Origin of the sequence: Pandoraea iniqua, assembly GCF_902459685.1 — a bacterium.
Lineage (GTDB): Bacteria > Pseudomonadota > Gammaproteobacteria > Burkholderiales > Burkholderiaceae > Pandoraea > Pandoraea iniqua.
Map to the genome: position 1 here is coordinate 1,024,991 of NZ_CABPSF010000002.1, position 23,036 is coordinate 1,048,026.

The 23,036-nt window shown below is 64.5% G+C and carries 22 protein-coding genes; 6 read left to right on the forward strand and 16 right to left on the reverse strand.

Annotation, left to right across the window (positions count from 1 at the left end; genetic code table 11):
- Positions 1-36: 36 nt before the first annotated feature.
- From PIN31009_RS10335 to PIN31009_RS10375, 9 genes are all read right to left on the reverse strand, one after another.
- Entirely contained in the window at positions 37-372 is a 336-nt protein-coding gene (locus tag PIN31009_RS10335) for a YegP family protein (protein ID WP_058379351.1), read from the reverse strand.
- Between the two features lie 272 nt (positions 373-644).
- On the reverse strand, positions 645-1,337 hold the full coding sequence (locus tag PIN31009_RS10340) for a glutathione binding-like protein (RefSeq protein WP_150790294.1): 693 nt from the start codon (positions 1,335-1,337) through the stop codon (positions 645-647).
- A 195-nt stretch (positions 1,338-1,532) separates the two neighbouring features.
- Positions 1,533-2,756: an acyl-CoA dehydrogenase family protein gene (locus PIN31009_RS10345; RefSeq protein ID WP_150790144.1), complete on the reverse strand. Its 1,224-nt coding sequence runs from the start codon at positions 2,754-2,756 to the stop codon at positions 1,533-1,535.
- A 27-nt stretch (positions 2,757-2,783) separates the two neighbouring features.
- On the reverse strand, positions 2,784-3,869 hold the full coding sequence (locus tag PIN31009_RS10350) for a phosphotransferase (RefSeq protein ID WP_150790145.1): 1,086 nt from the start codon (positions 3,867-3,869) through the stop codon (positions 2,784-2,786).
- A 106-nt stretch (positions 3,870-3,975) separates the two neighbouring features.
- Positions 3,976-4,692: a histidine phosphatase family protein gene (locus PIN31009_RS10355; RefSeq protein ID WP_174997110.1), complete on the reverse strand. Its 717-nt coding sequence runs from the start codon at positions 4,690-4,692 to the stop codon at positions 3,976-3,978.
- An 82-nt stretch (positions 4,693-4,774) separates the two neighbouring features.
- Positions 4,775-5,554: an oxepin-CoA hydrolase, alternative type gene (locus PIN31009_RS10360; protein ID WP_087688179.1), complete on the reverse strand. Its 780-nt coding sequence runs from the start codon at positions 5,552-5,554 to the stop codon at positions 4,775-4,777.
- A 16-nt stretch (positions 5,555-5,570) separates the two neighbouring features.
- A complete protein-coding gene (locus PIN31009_RS10365; protein ID WP_150790147.1) occupies positions 5,571-7,127 on the reverse strand; it encodes a 3-hydroxyacyl-CoA dehydrogenase in 1,557 nt (518 codons plus the stop codon).
- A 283-nt stretch (positions 7,128-7,410) separates the two neighbouring features.
- Positions 7,411-8,607 carry an MFS transporter gene (locus PIN31009_RS10370; RefSeq protein WP_217426778.1) on the reverse strand — a complete coding sequence of 399 codons (1,197 nt, stop codon included), beginning with the start codon at positions 8,605-8,607 and terminating at the stop codon, positions 7,411-7,413.
- Entirely contained in the window at positions 8,604-8,786 is a 183-nt protein-coding gene (locus tag PIN31009_RS10375) for a hypothetical protein (protein WP_150790148.1), read from the reverse strand. Before PIN31009_RS10375 ends, PIN31009_RS10370 begins: the two co-directional genes overlap by 4 nt.
- Positions 8,787-8,940: 154 nt before the next feature.
- On the opposite strand from PIN31009_RS10375, the gene PIN31009_RS10380 reads away from it, so the two are divergent.
- Together PIN31009_RS10380 and PIN31009_RS10385 are read left to right on the forward strand one after the other, a co-directional pair.
- The gene (locus tag PIN31009_RS10380) at positions 8,941-9,861 is read left to right on the forward strand and encodes a LysR family transcriptional regulator (protein ID WP_150790149.1); all 921 of its coding nucleotides are present in this window, start codon (positions 8,941-8,943) and stop codon (positions 9,859-9,861) included.
- Positions 9,862-9,975: 114 nt separating this feature from the next.
- Positions 9,976-10,635 (forward strand): glutathione S-transferase family protein, encoded by a 660-nt coding sequence (locus tag PIN31009_RS10385; RefSeq protein ID WP_150684094.1) that lies wholly within the window; start codon positions 9,976-9,978, stop codon positions 10,633-10,635.
- A 39-nt stretch (positions 10,636-10,674) separates the two neighbouring features.
- Here the strand turns inward: PIN31009_RS10385 and PIN31009_RS10390 are convergent, their stop codons facing one another.
- Both PIN31009_RS10390 and PIN31009_RS10395 read right to left on the reverse strand, forming a co-directional pair.
- Positions 10,675-11,865, reverse strand: a complete 1,191-nt coding sequence (locus PIN31009_RS10390) for a pyridoxal phosphate-dependent aminotransferase (protein ID WP_150790150.1) — start codon at positions 11,863-11,865, stop codon at positions 10,675-10,677.
- Between the two features lie 93 nt (positions 11,866-11,958).
- Positions 11,959-12,471, reverse strand: coding sequence for a putative toxin-antitoxin system toxin component, PIN family (locus tag PIN31009_RS10395; RefSeq protein WP_150790151.1), 513 nt, complete (start codon positions 12,469-12,471; stop codon positions 11,959-11,961).
- 46 nt (positions 12,472-12,517) lie between these two features.
- Between PIN31009_RS10395 and yaaA the strand changes: the two genes are divergently transcribed.
- Together yaaA and PIN31009_RS10405 are read left to right on the forward strand one after the other, a co-directional pair.
- Positions 12,518-13,297, forward strand: a complete 780-nt coding sequence (gene yaaA / locus PIN31009_RS10400; RefSeq protein ID WP_150684097.1) for a peroxide stress protein YaaA — start codon at positions 12,518-12,520, stop codon at positions 13,295-13,297.
- 65 nt (positions 13,298-13,362) lie between these two features.
- Positions 13,363-14,520: a M14 family metallopeptidase gene (locus tag PIN31009_RS10405; protein WP_150790152.1), complete on the forward strand. Its 1,158-nt coding sequence runs from the start codon at positions 13,363-13,365 to the stop codon at positions 14,518-14,520.
- Positions 14,521-14,569: 49 nt separating this feature from the next.
- On the opposite strand, the gene PIN31009_RS10410 is transcribed toward PIN31009_RS10405, so the two are convergent.
- Complete coding sequence (locus PIN31009_RS10410; protein ID WP_150790153.1) at positions 14,570-15,232, reverse strand: BspC domain-containing protein; 663 nt, start codon at positions 15,230-15,232, stop codon at positions 14,570-14,572.
- A gap of 43 nt (positions 15,233-15,275) precedes the next feature.
- Between PIN31009_RS10410 and PIN31009_RS10415 the strand changes: the two genes are divergently transcribed.
- On the forward strand, positions 15,276-15,824 hold the full coding sequence (locus tag PIN31009_RS10415) for a hypothetical protein (protein ID WP_150790154.1): 549 nt from the start codon (positions 15,276-15,278) through the stop codon (positions 15,822-15,824).
- Positions 15,814-16,506, forward strand: coding sequence for a tRNA (guanine(46)-N(7))-methyltransferase TrmB (trmB, locus tag PIN31009_RS10420; protein ID WP_150790155.1), 693 nt, complete (start codon positions 15,814-15,816; stop codon positions 16,504-16,506). The genes PIN31009_RS10415 and trmB overlap by 11 nt, the downstream gene beginning before the upstream one ends.
- A gap of 117 nt (positions 16,507-16,623) precedes the next feature.
- Here the strand turns inward: trmB and PIN31009_RS10425 are convergent, their stop codons facing one another.
- The 4 genes from PIN31009_RS10425 to acnA form a co-directional block, all read right to left on the reverse strand.
- Complete coding sequence (locus tag PIN31009_RS10425) at positions 16,624-17,802, reverse strand: DUF2863 family protein (RefSeq protein WP_058379337.1); 1,179 nt, start codon at positions 17,800-17,802, stop codon at positions 16,624-16,626.
- A 176-nt stretch (positions 17,803-17,978) separates the two neighbouring features.
- Positions 17,979-18,575, reverse strand: a complete 597-nt coding sequence (locus PIN31009_RS10430) for a methylated-DNA--[protein]-cysteine S-methyltransferase (protein ID WP_246185589.1) — start codon at positions 18,573-18,575, stop codon at positions 17,979-17,981.
- The gene (locus tag PIN31009_RS10435; protein WP_150790156.1) at positions 18,572-20,059 is read right to left on the reverse strand and encodes a DNA-3-methyladenine glycosylase 2 family protein; all 1,488 of its coding nucleotides are present in this window, start codon (positions 20,057-20,059) and stop codon (positions 18,572-18,574) included. Before PIN31009_RS10435 ends, PIN31009_RS10430 begins: the two co-directional genes overlap by 4 nt.
- Before the next feature lie 218 nt (positions 20,060-20,277).
- Positions 20,278-22,986 (reverse strand): aconitate hydratase AcnA, encoded by a 2,709-nt coding sequence (gene acnA / locus PIN31009_RS10440; protein WP_150684102.1) that lies wholly within the window; start codon positions 22,984-22,986, stop codon positions 20,278-20,280.
- Between the last annotated feature and the right edge of the window lie 50 nt (positions 22,987-23,036).

Consider the following 23,036-nt stretch of genomic DNA (forward strand, 5'->3'; position numbering starts at 1 on the left):
ATGGCTTCGGGGCAGCGGCGACCAGCCCAGCGTTCGTCAGTGCGACAGATCGCTCACCGACGCCGCCGGGGCATCGCGCTTGACCTGCGTGATGCCGTCTTCCATCTGCTCGGACGACGAGAACATCTGGCTTTGCCCGATGATCTCGCCGTTGCGCGCCTTCAGCACGAAGTAGGGACGCCCCGAAGTGGACGTCTTGCGCTCGAAGCGATGGTCTTCCCCGGCGTTTTTGCGCACGGACTCGATGCCGTTCTGCGCCGACGCACGCGCCTTGTAGGTTTCGGAAGACAGGATGATGTGGCCGCTGTCGGCCAGCAGGTGAAAGTGAAATTCACCGTTGGGACTGCGCTTGAGTTCGAATTTGCCTGACATATGTGGATCTCCCGGATCTTCCAAAAGCCAGCGGCGGGCAATGCGCGAAGTGCACTGCGAAATACGAATTGCGAACTGCAAACTACAAGATGATGACGGCAGCCGGCCGTGTCGGAGACAGCACCCGGTGTCATTCGCCGTGCGGTAACACCGGGAAATTTTCGCTAGATTAGCACCGCCGACGCCTTGGCGATACCTCGCGATTCGTGCACGTTGTTTCGAAGTGTAAATGACTTGGCGCGGGAGACGGCCCCGCGCCGGGCGTCAGCGCGTCAACGGCGTGCGTATTGCGTGGCCCCGAACAGCATCTCGCGGGCCTTGTCGTCCTGCAACGGCTTGCGTGCGTCGGCGAGCACCTTGATGCCGCGCTGCACTGCCGGACGCGCCTCGATGGCCTCGAACCAGCGCTGCACGTTCGGGAAGTCCGACAACTCCACGCCCTGATTCTTCCACGAGCGCAGCCACGGCCAGATGGCGATGTCGGCGATGGTGTACTCGTCGGCCGCCACGTAGGGGTGATTGCTCAGGCGCTTGTCGAGCACGCCGTACAGACGGCGGGCTTCATTGGTATAGCGCTTGATGGCGTAGTCGATCTTCTCGGGCGCATAGATGCGGAAGTGATGCGCCTGCCCCAGCATCGGGCCCACGCCGCCCATCTGGAACATCAGCCATTCGAGGGTTTCGTACTTGCCACGCACGTCGGCGGGCAGGAAACGGCCGGTCTTGCCCGCGAGATACGTCAGGATGGCGCCCGACTCGAACAGCGAGATCGGCTTGCCGTCCGGGCCGTCTTCATCGACGATCGCGGGAATCTTGTTGTTCGGGGAAATGGCGAGAAACGCTTCTTTGAACTGGTCGCCCGCGCCGATATCGACCGCGTGGGCGTGGTACGGCAGTCCGCACTCCTCCAGCATGATGTGGACTTTATGACCGTTGGGCGTGGCCCAGGAATAGACCTGAATCAATTGCAGCTCCTCGAAATCGATGGGCGTCGGAAGCGCATTGACACAGCACATGCGCTCGGCACAGTGGCGAAAATGGGTGACAAAACCCGGAAATTACACCACAGAACGCTTAGCCTTGCCGTCGACAGGGCCAAGCGGTGCCAAGCGGTGCCAAGCGGGGCCGGGCGCCCCGGGAGCCGCGCCCGGCCTTGAGCGTCAGTCCTGCGGCATGTGCCGGGCCAGTTCGAGCTTGGCGATGGCGTTGCGGTGCACCTCGTCGGGGCCGTCGGCAAAGCGCAGCGTGCGGGCGCTCGCGTAGGCATACGCCAGCGGGAAGTCCCCAGAGAGGCCCGCTGCGCCGTGAGCCTGTATCGCCCAGTCGATCACCTGACACGCCATATTGGGCGCCACCACCTTGATCATCGCGATTTCCGCCCGCGCGGCCTTGTTGCCGACGGTGTCCATCATGTACGCCGCCTTGAGCGTGAGCAGGCGGGCCTGTTCGATCAGGCAACGGGCTTCGGCAATGCGCTCGCGTGTGACGCCCTGCGCCGCAATCGGCTTGCCGAACGCCACCCGCGAGAGCGTGCGCTGGCACATCTGGGCAAGTGCGCGCTCGGCCAGACCGATCAGCCGCATGCAGTGGTGGATGCGGCCCGGGCCGAGGCGGCCCTGCGCAATCTCGAAGCCACGTCCTTCGCCCAGCAAGATGCTGCTTGCGGGCACACGCACGTCGTCGAGCACGATGTCCATGTGGCCGTGCGGCGCGTCGTCGTAGCCGAAGACGGTCAGCGGGCGCACCCGCGAGATGCCCGGTGTGTCGGCCGGCACGAGAATCATCGACTGCTGCGCGTGCTTCGGCGCGTCGGGGTCGGTCTTGCCCATCACGATGTAGAGCGCACACCGTGGGTCGCCCGCGCCTGTCGACCACCACTTGCGGCCATTGATCACGTAGTCGCCGCCGTCGCGCCGGATGCTGCATTGCACGTTGGTGGCGTCGGACGAGGCCACGTCGGGCTCCGTCATCAGAAACGCCGAGCGAATCTCGCCGCGCAGCAGCGGTTCGAGCCATTGCGCCTTTTGCGCGTCGGTGGCGTAGCGCTCCAGCGTCTCCATGTTGCCGGTGTCCGGCGCGTTGCAGTTGAAGACTTCCGGTGCCCACGGCACTTGGCCCATGATCTCGCACAGCGGTGCGTATTCCACGTTGGTGAGACCCGCGCCCCGTCCGGAATCGGGCAGGAACAGGTTCCACAACCTGGCCTGTTGCGCGAGCGGTTTGAGTCGCTCGATGACTTGCGACGGCTGCCACGCGTCGCCGTGGCGGCGGGCGATCTCGATCTCTTCGAGATAACGGCGTTCGTTGGGGAAAATGTGTTCGTCGAAAAAGGCGCTCAGGCGCGCACGCAGCGCTTCGACTTTCGGGCTATAGCTGAAATCCATGAGGGTTGCCGTGCTCCAGTTGTCTTGTCAGTCGCGAAGCTGCGCGTATTGCCATGCGAGTTCGGCCATCGGCCGCGCACGTTTGCCTGCGTCGAGCGCTTGCTGGCTCGCTGCGGTGCCATCCGCGACGCGTTTCATGATCCCTTGCAGAATCGCCGCGATACGGAACATGTTGTACGCGAGATAGAAGTGCCACTGCGGCGGGCGGGCAACGCCCGTGCGCTCGCTGTAGCGCGCCACGTAGTCTTGCTCATCGGGGATGCCCAGCGCGGCCCAGTCGAGCCCCGCGATGCCGCGAAACACGCCCGGGCTGACATGCCACGCCATGCAGTGATAGCTGAAGTCGGCGAGCGGGTCGCCCAGCGTCGACAGCTCCCAGTCGAGCACGGCGAGTACACGCGGCTCGCTCGGATGGAAGATCAGATTGTCGAGCCGGAAGTCGCCGTGCACGATGGTCGTGCGCTCCGGTTCGCCTGCGGGCAGATGTGCGGGCAGCCATTCGATGAGCCGGTCCATCGCTTCGATCGGCTCGGTCTCCGACGCCCGGTACTGCTTGCTCCAGCGCGCGATTTGCCGTGCGATGTAATCACCGGGTTTGCCGTAGGTTTCCAGACCGATCGCACGGTAATCGACGCGATGCAGCGCCGAGATCACGCGGTTCATCTCGTCGTAGATCGCCCCGCGCTCGGACGGCGACAGGCCCGGCAGCGACGGGTCCCACAGCACGCGCCCGGGCACGTACGCCATCACATAGAACGCCAGACCGATGACGGTTTCGTCCTCGCACAAACCGAGCATGCGGGCGACGGGGACATCGGTGCCGGCCAGCGCATGCATGACGCGGTACTCGCGCTCGATGGCGTGGGCCGACGGCAGCAGCTTTGCGGCCGGTGCGGGCTTGGTGCGAAGCACGTACTCGGCGCCGGGCGTACTCAGGCGATAGGTGGGGTTGGATTGGCCGCCGTTGAACTGCGCGATGCGCAACGGCCCGGCGTAGCCGTCGACGTGGGTGGTGAGCCATTGCGACAGGGCAGTGGCATCGAAGGGAAGATGCTCGCCGAGCGAACGCTCGCCGGCAAAAGCGGAAAAGTCCTGCGGAAGCTCCTCGGCCATGCTGTCTCCTGCATTTCCGGTGCAACGGTTGGGACGACGGGCGGCTGCGCGTGCCGTGAGGTCTTGGGCCTCGTGGTGCCGGCGCGTGCCGCTTTTTCTGCGGTGATTATTTTGGCTGACGCGAGCGGATGAACGACGCGAAAATCTTCTCCATGACGGTCAGCCGGTTGTCGCGATGCAGCGGCTGCGGCGGCGCGAAATTCATCAGACGCACGACCCAGTCTTCGGGCTTGTCGCCGACGTCGAGCGCGTTGATGCATGCCGGTGTCTGCGCCAGTTGGCCGATGAACAGGCGGCCCAGCGGATGCATGGCATGCGAGAGAATCGCGCGGTTCACGCCGCCGTGCAGCACGAGCAGCACGGTGTCCCACGACTTGTCGTCACGCAACTCCGCCAACGGCGGCACCACGCGGTCGAGCAGTTCGCGTACCGATTCGCCATTCATGAAGCGCGTGTCTTCGGCCACCAGACCATCGAATGCCCCGAGGAAGGCTTGTGCGATCTCGCTCGGCGGCAGGTCGGACAAGCTGCCCGAGCGAATCTCTTGCCAGCACGTCCACGTCTCGATCTCGACTTGCTGTCCTGTTTCGGCCAGCACACGTTGCGCGGTCTCACGCGTGCGGGGCAGACCGCTGACGATCACGCGATCGAAGCGGATGTTCTCCGCCGCGAACGCGCGTCCCGCGGCGCTCGCTTGTGCACGGCCGTTCTCGTTGAGCGGCACGGTGTCGGCGTCGATGGGCTTGCCGCTATCGTCGAAATACGTCACATCGCCATGGCGCATCAGATAGATGCGCCGGCGTTGCGGCGGGGTGAATTCCAGCGGACCTGTGTCGGGCCCCAGACGTCCAATCGTACTCATGCGTGATCTCTCCGAAGCGCTCTGCTAGACAGTGACCGACAGTCTATCGGTAAGTTGCAGGGCGCTTCTCGAGAAACGACGTGATGCCTTCCAGCCCGTCGGCATGGTGCAGCGACGCGACGAAGTTATCGCGCTCGGCGCCCAACTGCGAGGTGAGCGTCTCGCTCGCGCCGCTGTCGATGAGCGACTTGATGCGGCCCACGGCATTGGGCGAAAGCTGGGCCAGATCCGTCGCCCAGTTGAGCGCTTCGGCACGCGCCTGACCCGGCGCGACCACGCGATTCACCAGCCCGGCGGCGGCCAGTCGCGACGCGGCGACGGGCTTGCCTTCGAGCAGAATCTCAGTGGCCAGCGGGCGGGGCAGGGCTTGCGAGAGGAACCACGAGCCGCCGCCGTCCGGCGTGAGTCCGACCTTGACGTACGCCATCACGAACTTGGCATTGTCGGCAGCCACCAGCAGATCGCAAGCCAGCGCCAGCGAGAAGCCGGCACCGGCTGCCGCACCTTCGACGGCCGCAATGATCGGCTTGGGGCACGAGCGCAGGGCCTCGATCCATTCGGCCAGCGCGTCGATGCTCGCGGCTTGCACCGAGGGGTCTTTCTGACGATTTTCCAGCAGGCGGTTGAGATTGCCGCCGGCACAGAAAAAGTTGTCGGCACCGGTGAGCACGACCGCGCGAATCGACGGATCGCGCTCGGCGGTGGTGAGGGCTTCGACGCCCGCAGCATACATATCCGGGTGCAGCGCATTGCGCGCGCCCGGGTTGGATAACGTAAGAACCAGCGTCTGGTCGACGCGTTCGGCAAGCAGTTCGGCGCTCATGGGCAAGGCCTCCGGATCACTGTTCTTCGGTGAGCAGCGACACGCCGAGCTGCGCGCGACGCGTGAGCCACGGCGACGGACGATAACGCGGGTCGCCGTAGAACGATTGCAGGTTGCGCAGCACGGTGAGCAACTGACGTGCGCCGACGGCGTCGCCGAGGGCCAGCGGTCCCTTGGCGTAGCCGAGGCCGAGCGTGACTGCGCGGTCGATGTCGCCCGGCGCAGCGATGCGTTGCTGGGCGATGTCGGCACCGATATTGACGATGGTTGCGATCACGCGCTGGGCGACAAAGCCCGCCGAGTCGCGGATCACGGTCACCGGCGTGCCGCCTTGCGCGAACAACGCATGGGCGGCGTCGCGCGCCTCGGGCGAGGTCACCGGCGTGGTCATCAGCGTGTGACGCTTGGCGCCGGCCAGCGGCAGCAGCGTATCGACGGCGACCGTGCGCGTGGCATCGAGCCCTTGCTCGACGGCACAGGTCGTTGCATCCAGACCGAGCGGCGTGACGATGATCAGCGCGTTGTCCGACGGCTTGTCGTCGCTTTCGATGGTCACGCCGGTGGCGCCCAGCAACTCCGCGACAGCGGCGAAACCGCGCGTGTCGGCGCGGCTGATCCACACGCTGGCGGGCAGTGCCGTCGGGGCCGGGGCTTCGGCCGGCACTTGCTGCTTGCCGTCGACGTAGCGATAGAAGCCTTCGCCGACCTTGCGGCCGAGCAGGCCGCCGGCGAAGCGCACGGCGGTGATCGGCGACGGACGGAAGCGGGCCTCTTCGTAGAACTGGTGATAGATCGATTCCATCACCGGGTGCGAGACGTCGAGCGCGGTGAGGTCGAGCAATTCGAACGTGCCGAGACGGAAGCCCGCCTGCTCGCGCAGGATGCGGTCGATGTCGGCAAAGCTCGCGATGCCCTCGCTGGCCACGCGCAGGCCTTCGGTGTTCATGCCCCGGCCCGCGTGGTTCACGATGAAGCCCGGCATGTCTTTGCAACGCACGGCCGTGTGGCCCATGCGCTGGCCCAGTGCAAGCAGGGCATCGCCCACTTCGGGGGCGGTGCGCAGGCCGTCGATGACTTCGACCACCTTCATCAGCGGCACCGGGTTGAAGAAGTGATAACCGGCCACGCGCTCGGGGCGCTCGCACGCGGCGGCGATAGCGGTGATCGACAGCGACGACGTGTTGGACGCCAGAATCGCGTCGGCGGCCACGATGCCTTCCAGCGCGCGGAACAGGTCGCGCTTGATGTCCAGCTTCTCGATGATGGCTTCGACGACGAGGTCGCAATCGGCCAGATCCTCCAGCGCGGCGCAGGCCTGCAAACGGCCCATCGTTGCGTCGACGGCGGCAGCGTCGATCTTCCCCTTGGACGCCAGCTTGTCCAGCGTCTCGCGCAGGGTGTCCAGCGCGGCCTGTACGGCCTTCGCGTTGGTGTCGTACAGCTTGACGCGCAAACCGGCCTGCGCGGCGATCTGGGCGATGCCACGGCCCATGGCGCCGGCACCGACGATACCCAGCGTGTCGATGGACTTGGCGAGCGCGTTCACCGTGTCCGGGGAGGAGGATGCAGTCATTCGGAATGTCTCGAGATAGGTGTTGTTGTCAGGGCGCGGCGGATCGGTGGGGCACCCCACCGGGGGAGGAAACCCGTCGCACGGACATCGCTCGTCATTCTATCGTCCGACCGGTCGGTCGGGAAATGAATTTCCTGCCGAATGGCCCGACGATGCAAACCGATGCCCTTATCGCGTTGCCGCTATTGTCGCCTATCTCGCGTTGACTGCCAGCGCTTGTTCCGCCCAGCGGTCGACCGCCGGTGGGGCGGTTGTGACCGTTGGGCGCGCGCCAGTCAAGCCATCAATGGGCAGCGCTGACCGGGCCGACCCGGGGTTGCGTCTCGCGATAGCGCCACGCCTTGGCCGCGATCACCGCCACTGACAACGCGCAGAAGATCAGGCCGCAGCCGATGACGCCCGCGATGCCGAGATGATCGATGAACACGCCGCCGAGCGCCGAGCCCAGCACCACGCCGCCGTTCGCCGCCGAGACGAACAGGCTGGTGCCGAATTCGGGCGCCTCTGCGGTTTCCGACGTCAGCCACATCTGCGAGACGAGTAACCCGCTCGTGTGCGCGGCGCCCCACAGCACGGCGATAACCGACATGCTGAGCACGTTGGCGCTGCCGCCGAAGTAAAGCACCAGATACGCGGCGCCCAGCGCCACCGGGTGAAGGAGCGTTGTTTTCACCAGATGCTTCGCCAGCAGGCGCCCGGCGAACAAATTCCCGAGCACGCCGCCGACGCCGAAGATCACGAGAATCAGGCTGATCGTCGTGGCGTCCATGCCGGTTTCGCGTTTCAGGTATTCGGCGGCGTAGCTATACACGGAGAACATGGCGGTGAAGATCGTCACGGTCGCTGCCATCGTCAGCCAGAGTGCCGGTTTGCGCAGGACCGAGAGTTGATGGCCGAAGCTCATCGCCACCGGCTTGCCCTGCGACGGCAGCATCACCCACAGCCCCACGCCGGACAGCCCCGTAAGCGCGGTGCAGAACAGGAACGAGGCCTCATACGAGACGTGATCGGCCACCCACGTGGTGGCGGGCACGCCGAGCACGAGCCCCATCGAGGTGCCCACGAACGCCAACGCCAGCGCATGGGCGCGCTGTTCCTTCGGGTACAGGGAAGCGGCCGCCGTGAAAGCGGCCGACAGAAAGACCGGATGCAGCAGGGCCGGCACCACACGCAACGCCATCAGGCTCGGGAAGTTCGGCGCATAGGCCGCCAGCGCGCTGCATACCGCGAAGCCGAATAGCGAGACGACCAGTACCTTCTTGCGGTCGTAACGCGAGGAGATCAGCACCAGCACCGGGCCGAGCGTGGCGACCACGAGGGCGAACACGGCCATCAGCCAGCCCGCTTGCGAGACGGTGATGCCGAAGCGGTCGACGATCATCGGCAGAATGCCGACCACGCCGAATTCGAGGGTGTAGAGGCCGAACAGGCCAAGCATGATTGCGGGCATTGCCGCAGCCGATCTGACGAGGGCCGTCATGCGCGTGCTCCGGTGCGGGGCGTTGCCGTGGGGGCGATGAAGCTCGGGCGCAGGTTCATGACGGCTTCGACTTCGATGACGATTTCCCCCGGAAGGGGCGAGGGCATCGCGATGTCTTGCAAAGCGAGCTTGTCGAGGCCCAGTGACGGGATTTCCCAGCGTTGGAACGTGCGATTCATGAGGCACCTGCGAATGTCTGGCATTCGTGAAAGAGAAGAGCCTCGATCGTAGGGACGGCCGAATTAAAGAGTAAGTGGGGTAGAGTGCGTGTCTATACGGAGTAAATGCTCCGTAATTCGAGAAAAAGTAGATACCGGTGGCACGAGGGATTGGATGGAAAGCACTGCGGTGAATGTGTTCGTGCAGGTGGCCGAGACGGGCAGCTTTGTGGCGGCCGGGCGGCTGCTGGGCATTTCGGCGTCGGCGGTCGGCAAGCGGGTCAGTGCGCTGGAGGATCAGCTTGGCGTGCGGTTGTTCCATCGCAGCACGCGCAGCCTGACGCTGACGGCAGAAGGCGGGATGTTTCTCGCGCGGGGGCGGCGCATTCTGGCCGAACTCGAAGCCGCGCAGGCCGAGTTGTCGCAGGTCAATCTGAATCCGCGTGGCCGGCTGCGGCTGAGTGTGCCGCTAGTGGGCGAGCCGTTTCTGAGCGTAATGGGGCAGTTCAAGCTGGCGTATCCCGACGTCGATCTCGAACTCGAATTCACCGATCGCCGCGTCGACATCATCGAAGAAGGCTTCGACGCGGTGATTCGCAGTGGCGACGCCCCGGATTCACGGCTGACGGCGCGACGCTTCGGTGCCCTGAATATGCTGCTGGTGGGTGCGCCGGACTATCTCGCACGACGCGGCACACCGCGCACGGCCGGCGATCTCGCGCAGCACGCGTGCATTCAGTTTCGCTACCCGAATACGGGCAAGCTTCAGGTCTGGCCGCTCGGCGAGGACCGCAAGGCGGAGGCGGATGGTGAGCGTGGCGAGGCAGCAGGCTTCCCGTTATCGACGTCCGTCGTGTGCAACAACCTCGAAGCGCGCATCGCTTTTGCGTTGCAAGGCGTGGGGATCGCGTATTTGCCGGATTTCTCGATTCGCGGCTATCTGCGCACCGGCCAGTTGGTACAGGTGCTGCCGCACTGCACGGAGACCGGCATCCCGTTTCACATCATGTGGCCGTCGGGCGGGCAGGTGCCCGCGAAGCTGCGTGTGTTCATCGACTTCATGCGCGAGCGGGTCTTTCCGGAACAGGCACCCTGACGCCATCGCCGCGATTTTCGAGACGTTCTTCCAGTGATCGCGGCCGCGAATTCGTCGTCAACGCCCGGGGCAGGCCTTACACTGCCCTACGGAGAAAACACCATGGGAGACATCATGTTGAAGTTGTACGGATTTCCGATCAGCAATTACTACAACAAGGTCAAGGTCGTGCTGTACGAGAAGGGAGTGGCCTTCGAGGAGTCAGAATCCATCCCGAGTCAGGACGAGCCGTTGCTGCAATGCTCACCGCTGGGCAAGGTGCCGTATCTGCAAACCGAGCGCGGCTATCTCGCCGAGTCGCAGGTGATCTGCGATTACCTCGAAGTCACGCACCCCACGCCCGCGCTGTTTTCCAAGGATGTTTGGCAGCAAGCCAAGGAGCGCGAGCTGATCACGATGCTTGAGCTGCATCTCGAGTTGGTGGCGCGTGAGGTCTACGGGCAGGCGTTCTTTGGAGGTACCGCGTCGGAAGGCACGCGCACACGCACCGAGAAGCTGCTCCGCCGCAATATCGTCGCGTTCAAGCGGCTTGCGAAGTTTGCGCCGTACGTCGCCGGCGAGCAGTTCACGATGGCCGACGTCGCCGCCGGTATTCACCTGCCGATCATCGGCATGGCGACGCAGGCGGTGTTCGGTGAAGACTTCCTGCAAGCTGCGGGTGTGGACTGGAAGGCCTACGGCAAAGTGCTCGCCGAGCGTGAATCGTTCCAGCGCACGCGCGCTGAGATGAAGGCCTATCAGCAGGCGCAGCAAGCCAAGAAGTCGGAAGCGTAAGTCGGTGGGGCGGTGCAAGACCGCCCGGGCTCAGCGGGCTCAGATCTTCGCCAGACGTGCGAGCGCTTCACGTAGCGTGTCGTCGCGTTTGGCGAAGCAGAAGCGCACCACGCCCGACTCATGCGGCGCGTGATAGAACGCCGAGACAGGAATGGCAGCGACGCCGATTTCGCCCGTAAGCCACAGCGCGAAGTCGGCTTCGCTCATGTCGCTGATCGCGCTGTAGTCCACGCACTGGAAGTACGTCCCTTCGCACGGCAGCAGCTTGAAGCGCGTGTTGGCGAGGCCGTCGCGGAACAGATCGCGCTTCTTCTGATAGAAGCCCGCGAGTTCGAGGTACGGCGACGGATCGCGCATGTAGTCGGCAAGGCCGACCTGCATGGGCGTGTTCACCGTGAACACGTTGAACTGGTGCACCTTGCGGAATTCGGCCATGAGCGGCGCGGGCGCGGCGACGAAGCCGACCTTCCAGCCCGTGACGTGGTACGTCTTGCCGAAGCTCGACACGATGAAGCTGCGGCGGGCCAGTTCCGGATGCCGTGCCACGCTCTCGTGGCGCTTGCCGTCGTACACCATGTGTTCATAGACCTCGTCCGAGAGCAGCAGCACGTCGGTGCCGGCCACGATCTCGGCGAGCTTCACCAGATCTTGTTCATGCCACACCGTGCCGCTCGGGTTGTGCGGCGTGTTGAACAGGATCAGGCGCGTGCGCGGCGTGATGGCGGCGGCGAGCTTGTCGAACGGGATGCGGAATTCGGGCGCTTCGAGCGTAATGAACACCGGCTTGCCGCCCGCCAGTTCGATGGACGGCACATAGCTGTCGTACGTCGGCTCGAACACAATGACTTCATCGCCGGGATGCACCGTCGCCAGAATCGTCGTGAGCAGTGCCTGCGTGGCGCCCGCCGTCACGGTGATCTCGGTATTCCAGTCGTAATGCTGGCCGTACAACTGGCCAATCTTCACGGCGATGGCCTGACGCAGCGCGGGCACACCGGCCATCGGCGGGTACTGGTTGTGACCGTCGCGCATGGCGCGCGAGACCGCGTCGACGATCTTCGGATCGCACTCGAAATCGGGGAAGCCCTGACCGAGGTTCACCGCCTGCTTCTCGGCAGCCAGTGCCGACATCACGGTGAAGATGGTGGTGCCGACGTTCGGCAGACGGGAGACGAGGGCCGGTGCGGCCAGCGGGGCCGGGGCAGCAGAAGCGGTGTGGGGCGCGTTCATTGAGGCAGGGCGAAATGCGGGTCGGGTTGGACGATGGCGCTCATTTTACCGCCGACACGCGCCGCGTGCCGGTGGTGGGAGGTTCAGGCGGAATCAACGCCCGGCCATGAGCAGCGAGACGAACGCGCTGGCCGTCACGATCCGGAAGCCGAACTGGCGGGCCACGCGGCTGCGCAGTTTCAGCACGGCTTTGTCCTTGCTCACCAGCCAGTGCGCCTGACCGTCGCGGGCGGCTTCGAGAAACTTCTGGTCGTCGCGGTCGCGGCACAGCGGCAATTGGGCGGGCACCGGCGCGTCCTCGGGCACGACGATGCGTTGCGTGTGGCTGTCGACCCACGCCAGCGCGGCGTCGTTATCCACGGCGCGCGAGACGAATTGCGGATAAGTGAGCACGACGGCCAGCTCATCGCGGCAGCGTTGTGCCATGAGGGCGGTCAGCTTGTGATCGAGGAGGGCGTCGCGCACGGGGCGCGCCACCGGATCGTCGAAAACGAGCAGGTCGATCCAGACATTGGTGTCGAACACCACGCGTGGCGGCGTAGCGAGCGTATCGAGATGTTCGGCGAAGGCCCGTTCGGCGGGCGAGGCAACAGCGTTTTGAAGCATTGGATAGAATGACGGTTTTCGTTTTCGCAGGAACGCTGCACCCTCTATGATAATTGTTCTCTCGCCGGCCAAATCGCTCGACTACGAAACACCCCCGCACGTGAGCACGCACACCGTGCCGCAATTCGTCGACGAGGCCGCCGAACTGATCGAAGGCCTGCGCGCCCTGAGCCCGGCACAGGTCGGCTCGTTGATGAGCATCTCCGACCAGCTCGCCGCGCTGAACGCCACGCGCTACGCCGACTGGACGCCCCGTTTCGATACCTCGAATGCCAAGCAGGCCGTGCTCGCCTTTAACGGCGACGTCTACGAAGGGCTGTCCGCCCGCACGTTGAGCGCACCGCAACTCGAATTTGCACAACGCCATCTGCGCATTCTCTCGGGGCTGTACGGTGTGCTGCGCCCGCTCGATCTGCTGCAACCGTACCGGCTCGAGATGGGCACGCGCTTTGCCAACAAGCGCGGCCGCGATCTGTATGCCTTCTGGGGCGAGCGCGTGACGGACACGATCAACACCTCGCTCGTCGAGCACCCTGAAACGCGCCGCGTGCTGGTCAATCTGGCTTCGGAAGAGTACTTCCGCGTGATCAAGCGCCGGCTGGTCGCCGCGCCGGTCATCACGCCGGTGTTCGAAGACTGGAAGGGCGGCAAGTACAAGATCATCAGTTTCTACGCCAAGCGGGCTCGCGGTTTGATGGCGCGTTATGCCATCGAGCAAGGCGTGACCGATGTGCAGCAACTCAAGGCCTTCGACAGCGAGGGTTATGCCTTCGACGACAGCGTGTCGAACGACGCGCTGTGGGTGTTCCGCCGTCGCGTGGCCTGACCCGCACTTACCTTTAGCCCCGGGCCGCGTCCCGGGGTTTTTCATTGCAGCCAGCGAGGCGAGTCATGACCGTATTCATCAGCAGCACGTTCGATAGCGGTGCCATCCACGTGGTGAGCGCCGAACGCGCCGACGACATTCACGTGCGCATTCCGCAGGACAACGCGGCCGAGTTCTCGCAGTGGTTTCATTTTCGCGTGCAAGGGGTGGCGGGTACGCCGTGCCGGATCGTCTTCGACAACGCGAGCGAAACGTCGTATCCGCGCGGCTGGCAGGACTATCGCGCGGTGGCGTCGTATGACCGCGTGACGTGGTTTCGCGTGCCGACCACGTATGACGGCCGGGCGATGACCGTGTCGTTCACGCCGGCACACGACAGCGTCTATCTGGCGTACTTCGAGCCGTACGCCGAGGAGCGCCATCTGGCGTTGCTGGGCACGGCGCAGAACTCGCCGCTCGTGCGTTCGCGCTCGCTGGGGGCCACCATCGACGGCCGCGACATGACGTTGCTGACGGTGGGCGAACCCGGCGACGGCAAGCGCCATATCTGGATCATCGCGCGTCAGCATCCGGGCGAGACGATGGCCGAGTGGTTCGTGGAAGGGCTGATGCGCCGTTTGCTGGGCGCAGGCGACTGGGCGGGCGATCCGCTCGCTAAGGCGCTGCTGGCGGAGGCCGTCTTCCATATCGTGCCGAACATGAATCCCGATGGGTCGGCGCGCGGCAATCTGCGCACCAATGCCGCCGGGGCGAACCTGAATCGCGAATGGCTCGAACCCGATCTGACGCGCAGCCCGGAGGTGTATCACGTGCGCGCCGCGATCGAGGCGACGGGCTGCGACATGTTCTTCGACATTCACGGCGACGAAGCGCTGCCGTACGTGTTCGTCGCCGGCAACGAGGGCGTGGAAGGCGCGAGCGACGCGATGCTGGCCCGCGAGCGGGCGTACATCGAACGCTTCAAGGCCGCGAGTCTCGATTTTCAGGACAAGTTCGGCTATCCGCCGGGCAAGCACGCGGCGGAGTCGCTCAAGCTGGCTTCGAAGTGGATCGCACGCCGTTTCGACTGCCTGTCGCTGACGCTGGAGATGCCGTTCAAGGACAACGCCAACCGCCCCGATGCCAACGTGGGCTGGAGCGGCGCGCGCAGCGCGGCACTGGGCGCGTCGATGCTTGCGGCTATCGAGTCGCAGATGCAGGCCGACAAGGCCCGGACGGTCTGATCTGACGACGGTGCCGTCACACCGTATGGCGTGACGGCACCGGTTGCCATCAGTTCGTCTTCTTCTTGGCCGTCGTCGTGCTCTTCTTGGCGGTGCTCGGCTTTGCCGTCGACTTCGCCGTCGATTTGGTGCCCGACGACTTCGTCGCGGTACTCTTCTTGCCGCTCGACTTGCCGGTGGCGTGTGCCGCATTGCCTCGCGTGCCGCGCGTATTGCGGGCGGCGCGTTTGACCGGTTGTTCGACCTGCGGCAGCGGCGACGTGTAGTCGAAGCCCATCATGCGGCCATCGGCGTAACCGCAACGGATGTGGATGTTGTCCGTCTGCCCGTTCGTGCGCTTGCCCACGCCATCGAGCTGCACCATCTGCGTCACATCCACGCGTTGCTTGCGATCGTCGAACGGGCCGTTCCACGGCTCGACTTTCGCATGCTCGGGATCGAGTGCCGTGTCGCCATAGTCGACACTCTCGTAACCGGGCAACGTCGCGACGACAAAACTCGCATGGGCGGCGCAATCGGCCACCAGCGGGTCGGCATGACGGGTGTTGACGAATTGCTCGACCAGCGCGCGATGCTGTTCGAGCGTAAAGGCTTGTGCCGGTGCCGGCAGGGCCGACAGACACAGCGGCGCAGCGATGGCTGCGAGACCGGCGACTTGGCGCACGGCTCGCATGACCACGCCTGCGGCGCGTTGAAGAAATCGATTCGACATTGCTAGATGTATTCTCGGGGGCGTTTGGGCGGAACCTGACGACATGCCACTCACCGGCACATGGACGCACAACGCTGCGGAGCAATGCGACTGCGCGATGACTCATTCAGTGAGTTCTGCACGCGCGACGCTCGTGAAAGGGCTTAGCCGCTATTTGAAAGACAACGGCGAAAGCGAGTTCAATCTTAACCGAAAAAAAGTCGCCGACGCCCTTCAGCCGGGGCGCGCCCGCGTGTTTTGCCGACGTTTGAAAGTTACGGCGCGCTACAATGCTCGCCATCTTGTGCGTGTTTCGCGCGATTGCACGCGCTGCCAATGCTGCGTGAGTGCTGCGGTCATGCCGACAAATGCCGGCGATGGTTTTTCGCAAAGGACCGCGATTGTGGCATCGATGTACGCCGCGCAATCGCTTGAATACCGGCGGTTTTTCCGCGTGTATTTCGCATTTGACGCTGTGAAGGGACATCGTTGTCCCATGATCGTTTCTGGGCTCGTTTCTGGGCTCGTTTTTGGGCTCGCTTCTGGGCTCGTTTCGTTCCACGCCCCTGCTTTCCGCCCGTTTTCTTTCTGCTCTTCGCCGCATGTTTGCTAATTCCCGCACCGTCGCCAGCGCGCAGCCCGGCCCGCATGACAAGCTCGCCGAGTTGGTCGCGCGACACCGTGACGCCACCTTTCGCAAGCCGCTCGCGGCCTATAGCGCAGCCGCCTTCGACAAGGCGATTGCCGTCTGGCGCTCGGCAGGTTCGCCGCCGCTCATCATCGATGCGGGCTGTGGGGTGGGAGAGAGTACGCTGCACCTCGCGACACAATTTCCCGATCACTTCGTCATCGGTATCGATCAGTCGGAGAGCCGCATCGTGCGCGGCAAAGATTGGTGGGGCGATGTCTGGCCCGAGAATTTCGTGTGGGTGCGCGCCGATCTCGTCGACTTCTGGCGTCAGTTGCTGGCCGCCGATATTCGGCCGGCGCGTCATTACATCCTGTATCCCAACCCGTGGCCGAAGATCGGACAGCTCGCGCGTCGCTGGCAGGGCCATGCGGTGTTTCCGGCGATCGTCGCACTCGGCGGTGTGCTGGAGTGCCGCAGCAACTGGGATGTGTACGTCGAAGAGTTTGCGCTGGCCGTCGAGTGGCTCTCGGGCGTGAAGCCTGCGGTGGAAGTGTGGAATCCCGAGACACCCGTCACCCCGTTCGAACGCAAATATCTGGCATCCGGGCATGCGTTGCATCGCTGCGTGGCGACGTTGCCGGGTGCGTCACCGACAGGGCAGTGAGACGTTACGAACACAGCGGCCGCATGAGTGGGCCGCCGCAATGACAAAGGCCATGCGCGATGAGCGCATGGCCTTTGTTTTGCCACTGGCGTGGTGCGCGCGCGGTGCACGTCGGCTTTAGTGGAAGTGCGGGCGGCTCGGTTCGGCGTCTTCCGGCATTTCGGCGTGAACGACTTCGCCGACCGGGTCCGGATACAGCGGCACGCCGCAATCGTCGCAATACTCGGGGTCGAAGCGTCCCGGATGCTTGCGAATCTCCGTCACGCCGCAGGCTTTCAGCAGGTCGGTCACTTCGTCGAGCGTGCCGCCTTCGACCTCGCCGTTTTCGCGGCCGTACAACGGCCACACGACGCCATAAATCACGTCGTTGCTGCCGCGTTGCGTGAAGCCAATGCGGTACTCGTCGATGTTCTGTTCACCGAAGCCCGCAACCACGGCACGCAACTCGGTCGGCGTGAGCGTGAGCACGTCTTCGAGATAGCGCAGGGCCGTGCGAATGGTGTGCGGACGAATGCGTTCGTCGGCTTCGCGGCAACTGGCGTAGTACGCGTCCGGCAGCAGGCATTCGATCTCGCAGCCCGGCAGCAGCGCGTTCAGATTCGGGCCGCCTTGTGCGGTCCACGCTTCCTGACATTGACCGCGTTCGGCATGGCGGGCGTCCTCTTCCTGCCAGCGGAACATCGGCGCGCCCTTGGCCACCACGACGGCGGCGAGCAGGAAACGCGGGTCGGCGAGAATCGGGGCGGTCTCCGGCAGGTCGTTGCCCGGATGCTTCACTTCCGCGTTGTCGACGGCGGCACGCACGAGTTGCTGCGTGACCTTCCACGACTCGCAGTGCGTGCGCGGCAGTTGGTCGATGCTGTAGAGATAGGGCGAGATCGACACGCGCGCCGCGTCGGCCAGCACGTGGGCGTGCAGATGCGCGCGAATCGGCATCAGGGCGTCGTCCTTGACCGGGCCCGACGGAATCGCGTAACGCGTCCACGCGAGAATCGGGATGGCGATCAGCAGGCCGTCCCAATCCTTGCCATCGGCTTCCGGTTCGGCCGATTCGCTTTGCGATTCGATCAGGTCGGCGAGGGCACCATAGGCCTCGCTGTGATTGGCTTGCAGGTGGTCGAGTGCGGCGTCGATGGCGGGTTGGTTGCCGGTGCGCAGCACGCGCGTGAGCAGCGTGTCGAGCTGGGCTTCCCAAAAACGGTCTTCGATACGGCTGCCTGAGGCAGCCAGCGCAAGCGCGTGGCCGACCAGCTTTTCAGCGTCGGGGGTCAGTCTTTTGGCGGTGCGTGGGCGCATAGTCGTGCAAGGCAGAAACACATGAACTCACGATTGTACGGCATGCGGCAACGCGATTGAGGGGACGGTTGCCCGCAAGGCAAGGTATTCGCGTGAATACGGGGCACCCGGTGGTACCCGCCGGTGACAACTTCGGCGGGTGAGGGCGCGCCTGACGCACCCGCCGACGTCCGTCGTCAGAAGTCGAAAGCGAGATTGGCCGGGGCGGAAAGTCGCGTGCGGGCCGTGGCGGCGCTGCGTTTCGCATCGGCGGCGGTGTCGACCGCGGCCAGCGCGGCACCTTCCAGCGAGAGCAGCGCGAGCTTGCGCTCCACGCCACTGGCGTAGCCCGTGAGCGTGCCGTCCGCGCCGATCACCCGATGGCACGGCACGATGATCGTTATCGGATTCCGGCCATTGGCAGCGCCCACCGCGCGCGATTTGTTCACGTCGCCGAGGGCGTGGGCGAGATCGCCATAGCTGCGGGTCTCACCGAAGGGAATGCGGCATAACTCCGCCCAGACCTGTTGCTGAAACGGCGTGCCTTCGGGCGCCAGCGGCAGTGTGAACGTGTGACGTCCTTCGTGAAAGTACTCGTCGAGCTGGCGCTTGGTGTCGTTCAGCACGGCAACGTCGGCACCGTCGCGGCGCTGCGCGTCGTCGTCCGGGCAGTACTTCTGGCGGGAGAAATAGACCCCGGTGAGGGCGTCGCCGTTCGAGACCAGCAGCATCTCGCCGAGCGGGCTGTCGTAAAGGGCTTCGTAGAGGCTTTTAACGGTGTTCATGCGCGTCATACACAAATCTCCTGCAATGTGATGACCGGCAGCCCTGCCGGTCCTTGCGCCGCTGCACGCCAGACATGCAGCGCCGCGTAAGCCCGCCACGGCGCCCACTGCGCCGTGCGTTCGGCGACCGCTCGCCCGTCGGGGACACCCAGTGCCTGACGCAGCACCAGATCGTCGACCGGGATGGCGTCGGGCGAGCCGAGGGCACGCATCGCGATGTACTGCGCTGTCCAAGGCCCGATGCCCTTGATGGCCAGCAGCGCCTTCACCGTGGCCTCGAGCGGCGCCAGCGGATCCAGACGAAGCCCGCCATCGACGATGGCCTGCGCGACCCCGTGAATTGCGGCGATACGACTCCGAATGATACCGGCTTCGCCGAGCGAGTCGACGGGGACCGCTAGCATTTGCGCGGCGCTCGGAAACGTGTGCGTCAAACCGTCGACGGGCGTGGTCAGCGGCGTGCCGAAGCGCGGCGCCAGCCGTCCCAGCAGGCGCCGTGCCCCTTTGACGGTGATCTGCTGGCCGACGATGGCGCGTACTGCGATCTCGAAGCCATCGACCGCACCGGGCACCCGAAGCCCGGGCGTCGCAAGCGCGAGGGCGCCGAGATGCGCGTCGATGATGTCGGGGCGGGCGCCGAGATCGAAGAGATGGCGGAGCTTGCCGAGCACTTGCGGCACGCACCCGGCGAGGGACGGGGGCAACGTCACCTGAAGGGCGTGGCGATCGGGCAGCGGGGTGATCTGACACCAGCCGACGAGTGTCTGACCGTCTTCGCGTTCGATGCGCAGCGTGCGCGTGTAGGTATTGCCATCGGTTTGTTCCACGCCTTCGATGGCACGGTTGCCGAGAAAGTCGAGCAGGGCGTCCCACGCGAAGGGCGGGCGGTAGGCGAGCTGAAAGACGAGGTCGCCCTCGGGTATCGCCGCGTGACGGGCGGTCTGGCGCAGGCGCCCGGGCGCGAAGCCGTAACGCGTCTTGAACAGGCCGTTAAAGCGCCTCACGCTGCCGAAGCCGGACGCGAGGGCCACTTCCGTCACCGGGAGTGCGGTATCGGTCAGCAGCCGCTTGGCGAGCAGCAGGCGCTGCGTCTGCGCGTATTCGACCGGCGAGACCCCGAACTCGTCGGCAAAGATGCGGCGTAAGTGGCGTTCCGTGATGCCGATGCGGGCGGCGAGGGCCGGCAGGTCGGCACGATTGAGGAAACCTTCGTCGATCATGGCGGCGGCCGCATCGGCCAGTTCACGGGTGGCATCGAAGCGGGCGACACCGGGCGCGAGTTCCGGGCGGCACTTCAGGCACGGCCGGAAGCCGGCTTTTTCCGCACCGGCGGCGCTGCCGTAGAACGAACAGTTCTCGAAGCGCGGCGTGCGCACGTTGCACACCGGACGGCAGTAAATGCCGGTTGAGGACACGCCGACAAAAAACCAGCCGTCGAAGCGGCGATCGCGGGCGGAGACGGCTTTGTAGCAGACTTCGGGATCAAGCGTCATGGTGAAGGTGCCCCAGCGGGGTACGAGAGTATGGGTGTCACTCTACGCGCGAGGCGGGGGCGGTGCTAGTCATTTTCGGACATGACAAGGGGCGCGTGCACCGAGCCCGTAAACGACAAAACCCGGCCGAAGCCGGGTTTCATCGGAAGACGGGAAACGCCGAAGCGTCACCCGTCAGCCCACGTGTTGCAGGTTGCCGTAGTCGCTTATGCAGCCACTTAAGCCGCTGCGAGCAACTGACGCAGCACGAACGGCAGGATACCGCCGTGCTTGTAGTAATCCACTTCGATCGGCGTGTCGATACGCAGCAGAACTTGCACCTTTTGCGTTTCGCCGTTCTTGCGATGGATCACCAGCGTGACGTCCTGTTGCGGCTTGATATCGGCCGTCAGACCTTCGATATCGTACGTCTCTTCGCCCGTGATGCCGAGCGATTGCACGCTGTCCGAGCCCTTGAATTGCAGGGGCAGAACGCCCATGCCGACCAGATTCGAGCGGTGGATACGTTCGAACGAGCGCGTGATCACAGCCTTCACGCCGAGCAGTTGCGTGCCCTTGGCTGCCCAGTCACGCGACGAGCCCGTGCCGTACTCTTCGCCGCCGAACACGACCGTCGGGGTGCCTTCGCCGACATACTTCATCGCGGCGTCGTAAATCGACAGTTGTTCGCCGCTCGGCTGGTGAATCGTCAGGCCGCCTTCAACGCGCGAACCGTCTTCCTTGGCCGGAATCATCAGGTTCTTGATACGCACGTTGGCGAACGTGCCGCGCATCATCACTTCGTGGTTACCGCGGCGCGAACCGTAGCTGTTGAAGTCGGCCTTCAGCACGCCGTTCTCCAGCAGCCACTTGCCGGCCGGCGACGTTTCCTTGATCGACCCAGCCGGGCTGATGTGGTCCGTCGTGACCGAGTCACCGAACACGCCCAGCGCGCGGGCACCGCTCACCGGCTTGATGTCGGTGTTCGGGTCCATGGCGAAACCGTCGAAGAACGGCGGTTCGGCGATGTACGTCGAGGTCGGCCAGTTGTAGACCTCGCCCTTCGAACCCTTGATCTTGGCCCACAGCGGGCTCGGCGTCTTCACCGAGTCGTAGTTCGTCTTGAACACCTTCGCGTTCATCGCGAACTTCATCAGCTTGTGGATTTCGTCGCTGGTCGGCCAGATGTCGCCCAGGAAGATCTCCTTGCCGCCCTTGCCCTTGCCGACCGGCTCGGTCATCAGGTCGCGCGTCACGTTGCCGGCGATCGCGTAAGCGACGACCAGCGGCGGCGAGGCCAGGAAGTTGGCACGGATGTTCGGGTGAATACGCGCTTCGAAGTTACGGTTGCCCGACAGCACGGCCGAGGCGACCATGTCGTTCTTCGTGATCGTTTCGTTCAGTTCCGCCGTCAGATCGCCGGCGTTACCGATACAGGTCGTGCAGCCGTAAGCCGTCACGCCGAAGCCCAGCTTCTCGAGGTACGGCAGCAGGCCGGCGGCTTCGAGGTACTCGGTCACCACACGGCTTCCCGGGGCGAGCGACGTCTTGATGTGCGGGGCGACCTTCAGGCCGGCTTCCACCGCCTTCTTGGCCAGCAGGCCGGCGGCGAGCAGCACGCTCGGGTTCGACGTGTTCGTGCATGACGTGATGGCCGCGATCAGCACATCGCCGTTCTTCACGTCGATGCCGCTGGCCGTCTGGTACGTCGTTTCGAGTTGTTCCGTCGTCTTGTTGAAGCCGTTTTCTGCGGTCGGCTTCGTGAACAGATCGGCGAACGTCGACTTCACGTGACCGATTTCGATACGGTCTTGCGGACGCTTCGGGCCAGCCAGCGACGGGGCCACCGAGCCCAGATCCAGCTTGACCGTCTTCGTGTAGTCGATCTCGTTCGACTTCGGAATACCGAACAGCTTCTGGGCCTTGAAGTACGACGCGAACGCATCGATCTCGGCCTTCGTGCGGCCCGTGCCTTCGAAGTAGTCGATGGTCTTTTCGTCGACCGGGAAGAAGCCCATCGTGGCGCCGTATTCCGGGGCCATGTTGGCGATCGTTGCGCGGTCCGGCAGCGCCAGACTGGCCGTGCCTTCGCCGAAGAATTCGACGAACTTGCCGACGACCTTCTCGCGACGCAGCATTTCAGTGATCGTGAGCACCAGGTCGGTCGCCGTCACGCCTTCGCGCAGGCGGCCCGTCAGTTCCACACCGACGACGTCCGGCGTCAGGAAGTACACCGGCTGGCCGAGCATGCCGGCTTCGGCTTCGATACCGCCCACGCCCCAGCCCACCACGCCAATGCCGTTGATCATGGTCGTGTGGCTATCGGTACCGACCAGGGTATCCGGATAGAACACGTTGTCTTTCTTGTGCACGCCACGTGCCAGATACTCCAGGTTCACCTGGTGCACGATGCCGTAGCCCGGTTGCACGACGCCGAACGTGTCGAACGCCTGCATGCCCCACTTCATGAACTGGTAGCGCTCGTTGTTGCGCTGGAATTCCAGTTTCATGTTCAGGTCGAGCGCTTTCTTCTCGCGGAAGTGATCGATCTGCACCGAGTGATCGACCACCAGATCCACCGGCACCAGCGGCTCGATGCGCTTCGGGTTCTTGCCCTGACGCTCGGCGACGTTACGCATGGCGGCCAGATCGGCCAGCAGCGGCACGCCGGTAAAGTCTTGCAGCACGACGCGCGCCACGACGAACGGGATTTCGTCGGTGCGATCGGCATTCGGCTTCCAGTTGGCGAGCTGCTTGACGTGCTCTTCCGTCACTTTCTTGCCGTCGCAATTGCGCAGCACGGACTCGAGCACGATACGGATCGACACCGGCAGGCGTTCGACATTCACTCCCAGGGCTTTGCCCAGTTGGGGCAGCGAGTAGAACTTGCCTTTCTTGTCGCCGCCGAGTTTGAACTCTTTAAGCGTTTTGTGGAGGTTGTGGGCCATGATCTTTCCTTGAGTGATACAGAAAAACGAAGCGGTGTTGATGCTTTTTA

Coding starts and splice junctions, on each gene's coding strand:
- PIN31009_RS10335 (WP_058379351.1), bottom strand. CDS start 372: ATGTCAGGCAAATTCGAACTCAAGCGCAGTCCCAACGGTGAATTTCAC.
- PIN31009_RS10345 (WP_150790144.1), bottom strand. CDS start 2,756: ATGGATTTCAGCTATAGCCCGAAAGTCGAAGCGCTGCGTGCGCGCCTG.
- PIN31009_RS10350 (WP_150790145.1), bottom strand. CDS start 3,869: ATGGCCGAGGAGCTTCCGCAGGACTTTTCCGCTTTTGCCGGCGAGCGT.
- PIN31009_RS10360 (WP_087688179.1), bottom strand. CDS start 5,554: ATGAGCGCCGAACTGCTTGCCGAACGCGTCGACCAGACGCTGGTTCTT.
- PIN31009_RS10365 (WP_150790147.1), bottom strand. CDS start 7,127: ATGACTGCATCCTCCTCCCCGGACACGGTGAACGCGCTCGCCAAGTCC.
- PIN31009_RS10370 (WP_217426778.1), bottom strand. CDS start 8,607: ATGACGGCCCTCGTCAGATCGGCTGCGGCAATGCCCGCAATCATGCTT.
- PIN31009_RS10375 (WP_150790148.1), bottom strand. CDS start 8,786: ATGAATCGCACGTTCCAACGCTGGGAAATCCCGTCACTGGGCCTCGAC.
- PIN31009_RS10380 (WP_150790149.1), top strand. CDS start 8,941: ATGGAAAGCACTGCGGTGAATGTGTTCGTGCAGGTGGCCGAGACGGGC.
- PIN31009_RS10385 (WP_150684094.1), top strand. CDS start 9,976: ATGTTGAAGTTGTACGGATTTCCGATCAGCAATTACTACAACAAGGTC.
- PIN31009_RS10390 (WP_150790150.1), bottom strand. CDS start 11,865: ATGAACGCGCCCCACACCGCTTCTGCTGCCCCGGCCCCGCTGGCCGCA.
- PIN31009_RS10395 (WP_150790151.1), bottom strand. CDS start 12,471: ATGCTTCAAAACGCTGTTGCCTCGCCCGCCGAACGGGCCTTCGCCGAA.
- yaaA (WP_150684097.1), top strand. CDS start 12,518: ATGATAATTGTTCTCTCGCCGGCCAAATCGCTCGACTACGAAACACCC.
- PIN31009_RS10405 (WP_150790152.1), top strand. CDS start 13,363: ATGACCGTATTCATCAGCAGCACGTTCGATAGCGGTGCCATCCACGTG.
- PIN31009_RS10410 (WP_150790153.1), bottom strand. CDS start 15,232: ATGTCGAATCGATTTCTTCAACGCGCCGCAGGCGTGGTCATGCGAGCC.
- PIN31009_RS10415 (WP_150790154.1), top strand. CDS start 15,276: ATGCCACTCACCGGCACATGGACGCACAACGCTGCGGAGCAATGCGAC.
- trmB (WP_150790155.1), top strand. CDS start 15,814: ATGTTTGCTAATTCCCGCACCGTCGCCAGCGCGCAGCCCGGCCCGCAT.
- PIN31009_RS10425 (WP_058379337.1), bottom strand. CDS start 17,802: ATGCGCCCACGCACCGCCAAAAGACTGACCCCCGACGCTGAAAAGCTG.
- PIN31009_RS10430 (WP_246185589.1), bottom strand. CDS start 18,575: ATGACGCGCATGAACACCGTTAAAAGCCTCTACGAAGCCCTTTACGAC.
- PIN31009_RS10435 (WP_150790156.1), bottom strand. CDS start 20,059: ATGACGCTTGATCCCGAAGTCTGCTACAAAGCCGTCTCCGCCCGCGAT.
- acnA (WP_150684102.1), bottom strand. CDS start 22,986: ATGGCCCACAACCTCCACAAAACGCTTAAAGAGTTCAAACTCGGCGGC.